Genomic DNA, 13,469 nt, shown 5'->3' with positions numbered 1-13,469 from the left:
GTCAGCCACCTCCCGCACGGGTCAGTTTGCTGCCCTGGTCCTGTTTGTAGGGCGCGCCCTGCCATTCGCCGAAGCCCAGCACTCGGCTCGGCTCGAAGGCGACGAAGTTCCACGGCCCCGAGTAGACGTTGTCGTAGAGCCGGTTGCCCTGGTGGAACGTGATGGCCTGCTGGACCACCTCGCCCTTGTACGGCGACCACTCCGGGTACGTGCCGAAGTTCGCGAGCATCGCCATCCGTGCGCAGCTCTCCTCGCAGCCGACGACGGCCGGGTCGAGCACGAACCGGTTGTGGTGGATCTCGACGCGCTGGGTCTTCCACCTGCAGTCGGCGTTCAAACCGCCCGCCGCGATCGCCGGCTGCGCGCAGTTCGCCTGCTCCGGCACCAGCCGCGTGCAGGAGCCGGACGACGTGTTGGCCGGGCTGTTGCAGAACCGGTCGGAGTTCTCCCACAGGGTGACGCCGTTCCAGTTGTTCTCGAACGTGTTCCCGGAGATCTCCAGTTTGTCCGTCCGCGCCTTCACCCTCGGCTCGCCGCCGGATTCGGACACGTAGATCGACGCCACCGGGAAGCTGTCGCCGCGGTCGATGTAGCGCTTGCCGTCCACCCAGTTGTTGCGGCGGATGGTGTTCCCGGCGATCACGGCGTTGTAGCTGGTCTCGTACATCAGCGCCGAGCCGTCGTTGTTCTCGATGACGTTGGCCTCGATGCGGAAATCGTTGTTGTTCGTGTCGGCCCACAGGCCGACGCCGCGGTTGTCGTGCACCCAGTTGCCGGTGACGTCGGCACCGTCGACCGACCAGAACTTGACGCCGCCCGAGCAGCCGCAGCCGTCGATCTTGGCTTCCCAGTCCCCGGTGTTGTTGCCGGTGATCTCGTTGCCCTCGACGACGAGGCCGGTGATCCTGTTGTTCTGCGCGTAGGCGTTCATCCCGTACTGCCCGTTGCGCCGCAGGCAGTTCCCGCGCACCTGCTGCCGCGCGCCCGCCATCAGCGCCGCACCGTCGTTGTCCTGGACGGTGCTGTGCTCGATGACCCAGCCGTCGGCCGAATCGTGGTTGACCACGCCTTCGTCGTGCGGCGCGGCGAAACCCTGGACGGTCAGGTTGCGGATCTTGACGTCGGTGGCGTCACCGGAGAAGGCGTACTGGTTGATCTTGCGGCCGTCGAGGATCGCCTTCGGACCACCGAGATAGACGTTGCCCGGCTTCGGGTTGACCTGGTCGTAGCGGTCGTCGCCGAGTCTGTGCGTGCCCGGTGCCAGCCAGAACGTCGTCCCGGGCGGGTTCGAGCGTGTCTTCGTGGCGAGGTCGCCCTGCACCGCCGGGTCGATCTTCACCGCCCCCGCCGGCGCTTCGGCCGGGCCCTCCGGCAGCTTGTCGCATACCTGCGCGACGGAACCGGACGGCACCTTGGCCGGATCCGGTCCCGGTTCCTCGGCCGGGGTGGTGCAGGCGGTGAGCGTCAACGAGCCGAGCAGCACCAGAAGCGCTGCCCGGCGGAGGCGGTGCGGTCGTGCGGTCACAATGGCGGATCCTCGTTACCTGAATCGAAGGTGAGCACGCTGGTGAACGTGGTGCCGGTGCCGCTGCCGAGCAGCGTCCACGCGGGCTCGCGGCGGCCGAACCCGGCCGAATACCAGCCCATCGGCGGCGAGGTTTCGCCGCGATGCGCCGACCAGGTGAGCTCCGGTGGGAGCTCGAACGAAGCCGTCCGGTCCTGGCCGTCGACCGTCCACGACAGGACGGCCTTGCTCCCGGTCAAGGCGACTTCGACAGCCGGTCCGAGATGGAACGCGAGACGGCAGTGCGGTGCCCCGCCGCCGCGGACCTCGTCGAGAATCCGCAGTTCGGCGCCGTCCAGCTCCACCGAACGCTGGTGCACGGACGGCGCGTAGCCGTCGTGTTCCGCGCTCCAGCGCGACGGCGTTCCCGCCGCGATCACGGTGGTGACCGCGTGTTTCGTCCACAGGAACGGCCCGCCGGAGACGGACTGGTCGGTTCGGGAGAGTTCGAGCGTGTTGTGCCCGGCCGTGGACCGGAAGTACGACCGCCACTTCGGTTCGCCGTGGTAGCAGTAGGTCCCCGGGTCGGCGAGGATGTCGACGCCGTCGTGCCGGACCTCCACCGAGAGCGCGTCCGCGTGCGCGTGGGCCGCGATGGACAGGAAGCCGTGCGGCCCGCCGTCGCACCGGCACCAGATCCCGCCGTCGCGCAGGATGGTCATCCCGGCGTCGGCGAAGTCGTCCCGCCGCCGCACCGGACGCCGCGCGTCGACCTGGATGTCCTTGGCCAGCGCGGAGAAGAGCTGGGTGCGGACGTCGCCACCCGACGTCTCCGGCCACCAGTCCAACCGTCCGAAAAGGACTGATCCGGTGTCGATCAGCGAAGCCCAGCGGCTGGTCTCGTCACCGTCGACGATGAGCCCGAAGCCGTCGTCGGCATCGCCCTGTCTCGGCGGCCGCAGCCGATTGTCCACAATGGACGCCAGCGCGTCGGTCATCCGGAGCAGCACGAGCCAGGTCGACTCGGGCACCGCGACCCCGGCGGCCTTCGCCTCCAGTGCCCCGGCTAGCCCGAGTTCCAGGACGAGCCCGTGGTACTCCGTCGCGAGTTCCCGGTTGAGGCCGGAGTCGAAGGTGTTGTGCCGCAACATCTTGTCCAGCGACGCGAGCGCCGAATCCCGCCACCGGCCGGACTCGGGGAACCAGGCGAACGCGCAGGCCGCGACGAGCTGCCCCGCGTCCTCGGCGATCACGTGGTTGTTCGCCGACGAGCCCCGGCTCGGGAACGCCGCCAGCCAGCGCTGGTGGTGCCAGATCTGGTTGAGCGCCACGGGATTGTCCTCGAACAGCGCTGGGGCCTGCGCCCAGCCGCCGAGCAGGCGCCGGACCCACACCCACGACAGCAGCCGGATACCGAGTTCGATCCCGCTGACCCAATGCACCCCGCGCATCGGCGGGTTGGCCGCCCACCACGACTTCAGGTGCGCGGCCACGCGTTCGGCGTACCGGTCCTCACCGGTCAGGGCGTACGCGGCGGCCAGCACGGTGAGATGCTGGTGCCGCGACGGCTCCCAGATCTGCTTGATGTCGCCGACGGTCTCCTCGCTCCGGTACGGGATGTCGAAGGAGTACACATCGGACGGTGCGCGGCGCCCGGTCTTCGGGTCGTACGACCAATCCGGATCGACGAGGTCGTCCCGCTCGACGCCGAAGTACTCGGCGCGCCCGTCCATCAGCCGGTCGGCGGTGACGAGCAGATCCTTCACCGCTTCGCCCGAGACACCGGCGAGGACGTCCTCACCGGGCACCGTCGCGAACCGGCGGACCGGCAGCCAAGCCGCCTTCTCCCCCGCGACCCCGCGCCACTGGCGTTTGCGCACGACGTCGGTGACCCGGCCCGCGATCTCGGCGGGCCCCATCCTCGACAGTCTTCGCAGGTACCAGGACGGATCCATCAGCCCAGCCCCTCCTTGGCGTTGATCCGCACCACGGAACCGGTTTCGAGACTGCGGCCGACCGCGAGCGTGGCCAGCGTCGTCGAAACCAGCGACTCGACGGACACCGGCATCGACACGCCGGTCGTCAGCGCGTTGACGAACGCTTCGAGCTCGGCGGCCTGACCTTTGTCCCGGCCCTTGGGGATCCGGGAGCTGGCCCACTTCTTGCGGCCGAACACCGACGCGCGCGCGAAGTCGTCGAACTTCAGCACCTTGCCGTCGGCGGTGACGTCGATCGTCTCCTTGGGGAACGCCGTCGAACCGCTGGTGGTGTACGCGATCGACGCCGTCGAGCCGTCCGGGTAGCGCAGCAGGATCTGCAGGTCCTGGTGGCCGGGGGTCGCGGTGGCGTAGACGGAGACCGGGTCGGAGCCGAGCAGCCAGCTGACCGTGTCGATGAAGTGACCACCCTCGCCCGCGAACCGCGAACCCTCGCTGTCGGCCTGGTTGTACCAGCTGTTCGCGTCGAGCTGACCGGCGTTGACCAGGTACCGCACGGAGGCCGGGCCGATCCGCGGTCCGAAGTGGAGCACCGACTCGTTCAGCAGCGGGGCGAACCGGCGGTTGAACCCGACCTGGAGCCGGTCGTTGCCGGATTCCTCGATCGCGCCGAGCACGATCTCCAGTTCCTTCTCCGTCAGCGCGAGCGGCTTCTCGACGAAGACGGCCTTGCCCGCGAGCAGCGCGCGCCTGGTCAGCTCGGCGTGCGAGCTGTGCCTGGTCACGATGAACACGGCGTCGACGGAGGAGTCTTCGAGCATCGTGTCGAGATCGGTGGTGGCTCGGGCGAAGCCGAACTTGCGTTTGGCGTTCGCGCCCGAAAGCGCGGAGGTGGTGACGACCTCGGTGAGATCGACGCCGTCCATCTCGGCGAGATGCGGCAGGAGCATCGAGGACGCGTAGTTGCCCGCTCCGACGAACGCGACCCGCACGCCGCCACCCTTGGGCACCGCCCGCACCGACGCGGTCTTCGGCATGGTGACCGCGGAGACCTGTTCGGTGGCCGCGACGGCGCGCTTCTCGTACTCGAACAGCACCGCGACGGCCTTGAGCTCGCCCTCGTTGAGCTTCCGGTACGTCTCCACGGCGTCGGAGAAGGCCGAGACGTGCGAGATCAGCGGTTCGACGTCGAGACGGCCGCTGCCCATCAGGTCGACGACGCATTCGAGGTTGCGGCGCTCGGTCCAGCGGACCTGGCCGATCGGGTAGTCGCGGCCTTCGAGTTCGTACTCCGGGTCGTAGCGGCCGGGGCCGTACGAGCGGGAGAACCGGACGTCGAGTTCCTTTTCGTAGTAGGCGTTCCACGGCAGGTTCAGCGAGCATTTGCCGATGTCGATCACGCGGCCGCGGTCACGCGCCAGCTTCGCGGCGAGCTCCACCGGCTCGTTCGTGCTGCCGCCCGCGGCGAGGTACACCTGGTCGACGCCGTGCCCGGAGCTGATCTCCGCGACCGCGGTGTCGACGACGCCGGACGCCGGGTCACCGCATTTCAGGGCGCCGAGCTGTTCGGCGAGCGCGCACCGCGCCGGGTCCGGGTCGACGCCGACCACGCGGACCCCGGAGGCGACCAGCAGCTGCACGACCAGCTGACCGATCAGGCCGAGCCCGATGACCAGCGCGATGTCGCCGATCTGCGGTTCGCCCTGTCGGACCCCCTGCATCGCGATCGAACCGACCGTGCCGAACGCGGCGTGCCGCGGGTCGACGCCGCCGGGCACCTTGGTGTAGAGGTTCTTGGGCACCCAGTTCAGTTCCGCGTGCAGCGCGTGCTCGTTCCCCGCGCACGCCACGTAGTCCCCGACGGCGACGTCGTCGATACCCGCGCCGACCTCCTCGACCACGCCGCACAGCGAGTACCCCAGCGGCGTGTACGAGTCGAGTTTGTTCATCGCCTTGCGGTAGGTGGCGCCCAGGCCGTTCGTGGCGACGCTCTGCATCACCTTCGCGACCTGATCCGGCCGGGCCTTCGCCTTGCCGACCAGCGAAAGGCTCGCCTCGGACACCTTCATCATCTCGGTGCCGGTGGAGATCAGCGAATAGGCGGTGCGGACCAGCACACCCCCCGGTTTGCACGCGGGCACTTCGACGTCGAGGAGCGCCAGCTCCCCGCTCTTGTAGTTCTGCACTACCTGCTTCACGTCGCTCCTCAGCGATCAGGGGGTTCGGGCCGAAACGGCGCCGCGATACCAGTACTCGAGGGTCAAGATGTGCCAGAGATGTTTGGACCGGTCCTGCTGCCCGGACGCGTCTTCGTCGACGAGCTTCTGCAGGGCCTCCCGGCGGAGGAACCCGGCCTTCACCAATTCACCTTCGTTCGTCACCTCGCGCACCAGAGGCGCGAGGTCGCGGCTCATCCAAGCCCGCAGCGGCGCGCTGAACAGCCCCTTCGGCCGATGCACGATCTCGGCGGGGAGGATGGACAGCGCCGCTTCCTTGAGCGCCATCTTCCCTTGGCGCTTCACGATCTTCTTGTCACCGGGGATCCGGAACGCGGCCTTCACGACCTCGATGTCGACGAACGGCGTCCGCACCTCGGTGGAGGCGGCCATGCTCGACCGGTCGGTGTAGGCGAGGTTGAGCCCGGGCAGGAAGAGCCGCGAATCGGCGAGACACATGCGGTTCACGAAATCCGACAACGTGTTGTCGTGATAGGTGTCCGCGTGTTCGGTGATCACGTCGTCGACGGCGCCCGCGAGGTCCGGGTTCAGCAGACCGGCGAGTTCGGCCTGGTCGTACATCGTGTAGCTGCGCCGGAACGCGGTCTCCTCGGGCAGCTCCGCGAACGAGAGGAACCGCTTGGCGAACCGGACCGAGCGGAACCCGCGCTTCGACGTCGCCACCGGCAGTCTGTCCACAAGGGACTCGACGGGCCGCCGCACGAGACCGGGAACCCGTTGGTACCGCACGGCGATCTTGTTCGCGAGATGCTTGCGGTACCCGGCGAACAGCTCGTCGGCGCCCATCCCCGAGAGCATCACCTTGACCCCGGCCTCACGGGCGGCGGTGCAGATCAGGTAGCTGTTGATCGCCGCCGGATCGCCGATCGGCTCGTCGAGGTGATACGTCATCCGGGGCAGCAGGTCGAGCACCTGCGGCGCGATCTCGATCTCGTGCAGGTCGACGCCGAACTTCGCGGCGACCTTCTTCGCGTACATCAGGTCGTCCGGCATCGCCTCGAACTTCGCGTCCTCGGCCCGGAAACCGATGGTGTACGCGGAGATCCCCGGCCGCTCGCGCGCGGCGAGCGCGGTCAGGTAGCTGGAGTCGAGCCCGCCGGAAAGGAACGTCGCGACCGGCACGTCGGCGATCAGGTGCTTGCGCGTCGAGTCCTCGATGACGGCGTTGAGGTCGAACTCGCCCTCATAGGCCGCACCTTCTTCGGCGACCTGGCGCAGCGACCAGAAGGTGCCGCGTTCGACGTCGCCGTTCGGCCGGAACCGCGCCCAGCTGCCCGGCGGCAGCTTCTCGGCCTCGCGGAACGCGCAGCGGCCGTCCGGGACCCAGTAGTAGAGCAGGGAAGCGACCAGCGCGGTGTCGTCGACGGTCAGCGAACCGCCCAGCTCGGCGGCCAGCGCCTTCAGCTCCGACGCGAACGCGACGCCCTTGCCGCGGCGCACCAGGAACAGCGGCTTGATGCCGAGCTGGTCTCGGACCAGCACCAGCTCGCCGGACCGCTCGTCGAAGACGCCGAACGCGAACATGCCGCGCAGCCGGTGCAGGCCATCGGTGCCCCACTTCCGCCAGGCCTCCAGCAGGACCTCGGTGTCGGACGTGCCACGGAAGCGCACACCGGCGGCTTCGAGTTCCTTCCGCAGCTCCGGCGCGTTGTACAGCTCGCCGTTGTAGGTCAGCGCGAGCCCGTCCTTGACCATCGGCTGCGCGCCCGTCTCGGTCAGGTCGACGATCGACAGGCGCCGGTGTCCTAAGTGGACTTCCCCGTGGTCGTACCGGCCGGAACCGTCCGGCCCCCGGTGCGCGAGTGTCTTGGTGAGCCGATCGGTGAGCGGTCCCCCGTCCGGCCAGGAGTAGGCCCCTGCGATACCGCACATCTGCTCTTCGCTCCCCTTCTCTAGAGGTGAACCCGCGACCGCGGCCGACGTCGGCAGGGCGCTGGTCGGCGGTTCACGGCACGTCCGGTGGAAGGGACGCCCTGCCACCGCGCCAGCGGGGCCTCCGGCATGGCGGGTTCACGTGTGTCGTCCCTTCATCGAGTTGCACCTCTGCTCCGCCATCCGTCCCTTACAAGGCTTCGGCGTTGTCCGGTGACACGGGTTTGAATCGTTTGGTCGGCTGATCGGCGTTGTCGTAGTCGTCGGCGCGTTTGTACGGGGTCGGATGCCGCCGCCCGTTCTTCTTCTCCCGCGGGAACATCTCGACCGGCTGCACCGTCCGCCGCTCCGGCACGGCACCGGCGCGGCCGCGCAAGGCGGTGTGCAGCCCGTCCCACAACGTCCCGTCGGTGTGGTCGCGCGGATCCGGGTCCACCACGACGACGCCGATGATCGGGATCCGCCGGTCCGCCAGCTGACGCGCGACGGTGTGCAGCCATTCGGTGTTCGCGTGTCCGGCGCGTACGACGAGGATCGTCTCCGCGCCGAGGAATTCGAGGTCGGTCCACGCCGTGCCGGGCTCGACCGAGCCGACGCCGATACGCCGTTCCGTCGCGGTCATCGGGGTGTCGCCGCGGTCCAGCACCTGGATCGGGCCTTCACCGGCCAGCTCGCGGAGGTCCGTCTTCGGCAGGTCGTCGACGAGCGAGACCGGCCCCTTCTCGGCCAGCTCGCGCGCCATGTCGACGGCGAGCGCGGCGGTGACCTGGCGGGCGCCGAGGTCGAGCAGCGACACCGAGCCGCCCTCCTGCCGGGCCGCGCGGACCAGCGTCGCGGCGACCCGCTGCCGCCGGGTCGCCGCTCGGGACCGCCGCAGGAAACGCGGCGGTTTGGGCAGCTGCGCGATCACGGAGGCGCCGAGGTGCTGCGAGATCTCGCGGCGCAGCACCGGCCGGTCCTTCACCACGCTCGTGACGGCCGCGAGCCCCAGCCCGGCGAGCAACCCCAGCGCGAAGCCGATCCCGGCGTCGGTGGCGAAGGTTTTGAGCAGCGAATGCGGCAGGATCCGCGGCGCGTCCACGATCTGCGTCCCGGCGGCGACCTTCGGCGTGCCGATGCCCGCCTCCTGCGCGCGGCCGTCGTAGTCGGAGATCTTGGACGTCAGCTCCGCGCGGCGCGAGTACAGCCGCTCCAGCTGCGCGGGGTTGGCGTTGCGCCCCTTGGCCTCTTCGGTGACGATCGACGCTTCGATCGGGGTGAGCTCGTTCTGGGCCTGGTTGCGCTGATCGAGCAGGGCCTTCTGCTGCGCCGCCGCGGCCGCCTGGTTGCGGCCGATGTACTCGGTGATGAAGGCGTCCGAGATCGCCTGCGCGCGGGCCAGCGCCTCGTCCTTGGTCTTGCCCTTGACGGTCAGCTGCAGCACGTTGTTCGTCAGGCCGAGCCCCTCGTACTCCTTGAGGAACTCCTCCGGCGGCTGCGTGCTGTTCAGCTTCTTGAGCGCCTCGCCCGCGGTCTTCGTCGTCTGGAGCACGGCGACGTCGGTCCGCATCAGCGTTCCGCTGTCGGTCGGCGAGTCGTCGGGATGGATCACGAGGATCTGCGCGACCGCGGTGGGCGGCGACGGCAGGAGCATCGCGACCAGCCCGCCGGCGATCAGCCCCAGCAGGGCGGTGGCCACCCACAGCCGTCGTCGTCTCCGTACCGAGACGACCAGCCGCTGCAGGTCGATGAGCGGCTCTGACTTCGCTTTTTCGGCGCTGGTCACGCGGTACCTGCCAGTGCTTCGTGGTCGGACGGGGTGGACGCGCCGGGCCGCGTGCGGGTCGGCCGGACCGGCCGGATCAGCACGGTGCCCACCACGGCGAGACCGGCGTCGGCGACGGCTTCGGCGATCCCGACCAGCTCCCACGCGGACCGGGAACCGAGGCTCGTCACGACGAGGACCCTGTCCGCGTCGGTGTCCGCGACGACGGGCCGCGCCGGGGACACCGTCACGACGGTGAACCACCGGTCGGCGAGGGCGGCGAGCCGTCCGGCGGCGGCCTGTCCGGCGCGATCGCCGTCGGCGGCGAGCACGAGCAGCCGCCGGTGCGGCAGCCGGGAGATCAGGCGCCGGTACAGGACGTCGGAGTCGATCTCGTCGGCGAAGACGTCGACCCGCGGGACGTTCCACGGCCTGTCGTCGCGCAGGAGCTTCGCCCGCAACGTGGTCCCGGCGGGCGGCCGCTCCACGGCGTCGAAGGTGGCCAGCACCGGGCCGCCGATCGCCGCGGCGATCTCCTCCTCGTCCCGCAGCCGCCGGTCGGTGCGGGCGGTGAAGAGGTGACCGAACAGGCCGATGAGGAAGAACAGCGCCGCGCCGCCGAGGGCGAGCTGCGGAAGCGTGGGCGCCGCCGCCGAGGACGGCAGCTCGGCCGAACCGAGGACGACCATGTTGCCGAGGCCGCTGGCGGTGTCGGCCGCGTTCAAACTCGACATCGCCGACTCGATCGACGACCGCAGGCCCTGCAGTTCGGTGCGGAGCTGGACGCTCTCGACGGTTGTCTTGCCGTCGTTGACCTTCGCGGAGAGTTCGCTGATGCGCTGGTTCGTCTGCTGGACCTGCTGGCGCAGCGTCTCACGGCGTTCCTGCGCCAGCTGGACCGCCGCGTCACCGGAACCGGCGATGATCTGCGTCGAGTACTTCACGAACTCGCTCGCGAGCTGATCGGCCATCCGCTGCGTCTGTTCGGCGGTGTCACCGGTGGCCTCGATGGTGATGACATTGCCCTGTGCGACCGACGTGGCCACCTTCTCCCGCAGCTCGGCGCCGGTCATCCCGTCGCCCAGCCCGGCGGCGGCCCGGTCGAGCACGACCGAACTGGTCGCCACCTCGGCCTGGGTGAGCAGTTCGTCCGCCTCGCGCGGGCCCTGCAGCAGCACGCTGGACGTCGTGATGTAGCCGGGCGAAAGGATCACCGAAGATCCCGCGCCGACCAGGGCGCCGAGGACGGCGAGAACCACCAAGGTCCGCCATCGCCCGCGCAAGACCTGTCCGAGCATGGACAGGCGCACCGTGTCGTCAGTCAAAGCCGGGGTCTCCCATCGGTGCGTGCGGGTGCAGCATCAATCCCGTCGGAGCGACCGCGATGTTGGTTACAGGATTGCCCGAGTCTTGTTCAAAACGCGATCGGGAAGCCGATCACCGGACCGCGGCCGCATAGGCCGCTAGCAGGGCTTTCTGCGAGTTCTCCCACGAGAGCGGGCCGGCGACGCGTGCCCGCCCCAGCTCACCCATCTCGGCCCGCTGTTCCGGCGAGTCGAGCAGATGCGCGATCAGCTTCGCGAACTCCGGCTCGTCGTTCGCCGGCGCGTACAGCGCGGCCTCCCCGGCCGAAACGCGGGCCTCACGCAGTTCGAAGGAGACGATCGGACGGCTCATCGCCATGTACTCCATGATCTTGTTCATGGTCGACACGTCGTTGAGCGGATTCAGCGGATCCGGCGAAAGGCAGACATCGGCCGAGGACAGATAGCGCAGCAGGTCCTCGTCGGAGATCCGGCCGGTGAACTCCACCTGGTCGTCGAGCTTCAGTTCCTTGGACAACGCCACCATGGCGTCGAAGGCGTCACCGGAACCGATGAACACGGCGTGCCAGTCGGTGCGGCCGACCTCGTCACGCAGTGAAGCGAGCGCGCGCAACGCGTAGTCGACGCCGTCCTGCGGGCCCATCACACCGAGGTACGCCAGCAGATGCGGCTTGCCCTTCTTCAGCTCGGGCTCGGGCGGCACGCTGTGGAACCGCTCGACCACGGGCGCGCTGCGCACGACGAAGACGTCGTCCGGCGATTTGCCGCCGCGTTTCACGGCGACTTCCTTGTAGCTCTCGTTGGTCGCGATGACGACGTCGGCCGTCTTGTACGTGCGGCGCTCCAGCGCGCAGACCGCGCGGTACAGGAAGTCCTCCCCGCGGTCGAAGCGCGAGAGGTACAGCTCGGGGCAGAGGTCGTGCTGGTCGAAGATGAACTTCGCGCCCTGGCGTTTGAGGTACAGCGCGACCAGGAACAGCAGATCCGGCGGGTTACAGGCGTGCACCACGTCGACCCGGCCGACCTTGCGGGCGAGCCGGAGCGTGTGCCACAGCGCGGAGCCGTACTCCTGGACGTACCCGGCCGGGCCACCGGTGGCGGCCTTCAGCGGGTACCGCAGGATGTGGACGCCGTCGATGGTGACCTCGGCTTCGGTGTCCCGTTTCGTCCCTTGTGGACAGATGACGTGGACCTCCCAGCCGGCGGCCGTGAGGGTCTGGCACTCCTGCCAGACGCGGCGATCGAAGGGGACGGAAAGGTTCTCGACGAGGATGAGAGCTTTACCAGGCAAGACCGACATATCCCTCTTCAGCCCGGCGCTCGGCGGCGTCGGGTACGCGGACGAGATCGATGATGGTGTGGCCGCCACCGGCCGGGAGCGCCGCGAGGACCTCCGGATCGGCACAGCCGATGAGGCAGACCTCGGCGTGGTCGACGACCTCGCCGATGGAGCCGGCCAGCAGCTGGCCGAGATGCGGCAGCCTGCCCTCGATGTACTCGCGGTTCGCGCCCATCAGCCGCGAAAGGCTGACGTTGGCGTCGTAGATGCGGAGGTCGTAACCCTTGCCGAGCAGCCGCTCCGCGAGCTCGACGAGCGGGCTCTCGCGAAGGTCGTCGGTGCCGGGCTTGAACGACAGGCCGAACAGGCCGATCTTGCGCTTTCCGGTGCGCGCGACGAGGTCGAAGGCGCGCTGGAGATGTTCGTCGTTGGAGGGCAGCACGTGCGAGAGGATCGGGACGGCGACGTCCGCACGGTGCGCGGCGTAGACCAGGCCGCGCAGATCCTTGGGGAGGCACGAGCCGCCGAAGGCGAACCCGGGGCGGAGGTAGGCGGGGCTGATGTTGAGCTTGCGGTCGGCGAGGAAGACGTCGATCACCTGGTGCGAATCGAGCCCCAGCGCTCGGCAGATGGCGCCGAGCTCGTTCGCGAAGCCGATCTTGAGCCCGTGGAAGGAGTTGTCGGCGTACTTCGTCATCTCGGCGACCGGGATCGCGACGCGGAAGACCTCGCCGGGCAGCCCTTCGTACAGCGCCGCGACGACGTCGCCGCTGGCCGGGTCGAGCTCGCCGATGACCGTTTTGGGCGGGTCGAAGAAGTCCTTGACGCTGCTTCCCTCGCGCAGGAACTCGGGGTTCACCGCGACCCCGAAGTCGACGCCGGCGGTGCGGCCGGACGATTTCTCGAGGATGGGGACGAGCAGGTCCAGGCAGGTGCCGGGGAGCATGGTGCTGCGGAAGACGACGGTGTGCCGTTCGGTCTTGTCTCGGAGCGCTTCGCCGATCTCCTCGGCGACGCGCTCCAGGAACGCCGTCGACAGGCTGCCGTTCGGCGCGGACGGGGTACCGACACAGATCAGGGAGACTTCGCTGTCCGCGATCGCCTGTCTGACGTCGGTGGTCGCTCTCAGCTTGCCCGCGGCGACCACTTCCGCGGTCAGTTCCCCGATGCGCTCCTCGACCACCGGCGCCTTGCCGCTGGAGACGAGTTCGATCTTCACCGGGTTCACGTCGACCCCGACGACCTCGTGCCCGCGTCCGGCCAGGCACGCCGCCGACACGCAACCGACGTAACCGAGCCCGAAGACACTGATCTTCATGACGAATTCCTCCAGCCGCATTCCGCTGCCCGTTGGTCGGCCGTGGGACCGGGTTCGTTACCGGTGTCCGGCGTTCGCCTGCTTTTGGCGGAATGCCTGTGCGGCAAGGGAATTACTCATCGTCCGAGGGGCGCGAAACGCTACAGGGCGCGCGTAAGGGACGCGTAACGATCTCGTGAGGCTTGAGGGCGGCGGTGGGCGATGGGTCGGGTTGGTCGTGAGTGGTAAGTGACGTTAGAACGTCACTTACCAC

The 13,469-nt window shown here is 69.1% G+C and carries 8 protein-coding genes; all 8 read right to left on the bottom strand.

The features are described 5' to 3' along the window. Position 1: 1 nt before the first annotated feature. The 8 genes from ACFWIW_RS39495 to ACFWIW_RS39460 all read right to left on the bottom strand — a co-directional run bounded on the left by ACFWIW_RS39495 (position 2) and on the right by ACFWIW_RS39460 (position 13,216). A complete protein-coding gene (locus ACFWIW_RS39495) occupies positions 2-1,525 on the bottom strand; it encodes a right-handed parallel beta-helix repeat-containing protein (protein WP_378373167.1) in 1,524 nt (507 codons plus the stop codon). Beyond that, positions 1,522-3,459, bottom strand: a complete 1,938-nt coding sequence (locus ACFWIW_RS39490) for an alginate lyase family protein (RefSeq protein WP_378373166.1) — start codon at positions 3,457-3,459, stop codon at positions 1,522-1,524. The genes ACFWIW_RS39495 and ACFWIW_RS39490 overlap by 4 nt, the downstream gene beginning before the upstream one ends. After that, positions 3,459-5,639, bottom strand: coding sequence for a bi-domain-containing oxidoreductase (locus tag ACFWIW_RS39485; RefSeq protein WP_378373165.1), 2,181 nt, complete (start codon positions 5,637-5,639; stop codon positions 3,459-3,461). Before ACFWIW_RS39485 ends, ACFWIW_RS39490 begins: the two co-directional genes overlap by 1 nt. A 15-nt stretch (positions 5,640-5,654) precedes the next feature. After that, entirely contained in the window at positions 5,655-7,550 is a 1,896-nt protein-coding gene (gene asnB, locus ACFWIW_RS39480) for an asparagine synthase (glutamine-hydrolyzing) (protein ID WP_378373164.1), read from the bottom strand. Between the two features lie 190 nt (positions 7,551-7,740). Further along, a complete protein-coding gene (locus tag ACFWIW_RS39475; protein WP_378373163.1) occupies positions 7,741-9,315 on the bottom strand; it encodes a Wzz/FepE/Etk N-terminal domain-containing protein in 1,575 nt (524 codons plus the stop codon). Continuing rightward, the gene (locus ACFWIW_RS39470; protein ID WP_378373182.1) at positions 9,312-10,592 is read right to left on the bottom strand and encodes an exopolysaccharide biosynthesis protein; all 1,281 of its coding nucleotides are present in this window, start codon (positions 10,590-10,592) and stop codon (positions 9,312-9,314) included. Before ACFWIW_RS39470 ends, ACFWIW_RS39475 begins: the two co-directional genes overlap by 4 nt. A gap of 139 nt (positions 10,593-10,731) precedes the next feature. Next, a complete protein-coding gene (locus ACFWIW_RS39465) occupies positions 10,732-11,919 on the bottom strand; it encodes a glycosyltransferase family 4 protein (RefSeq protein WP_378373162.1) in 1,188 nt (395 codons plus the stop codon). Beyond that, the gene (locus ACFWIW_RS39460; protein WP_378373161.1) at positions 11,900-13,216 is read right to left on the bottom strand and encodes a nucleotide sugar dehydrogenase; all 1,317 of its coding nucleotides are present in this window, start codon (positions 13,214-13,216) and stop codon (positions 11,900-11,902) included. The genes ACFWIW_RS39465 and ACFWIW_RS39460 overlap by 20 nt, the downstream gene beginning before the upstream one ends. Between the last annotated feature and the right edge of the window lie 253 nt (positions 13,217-13,469).

Origin of the sequence: Amycolatopsis sp. NPDC058340 (assembly GCF_042723975.1) — a bacterium.
Classification (GTDB): Bacteria; Actinomycetota; Actinomycetes; order Mycobacteriales; family Pseudonocardiaceae; genus Amycolatopsis.
This window is presented reverse-complemented; position numbering and strand designations above follow the sequence as displayed.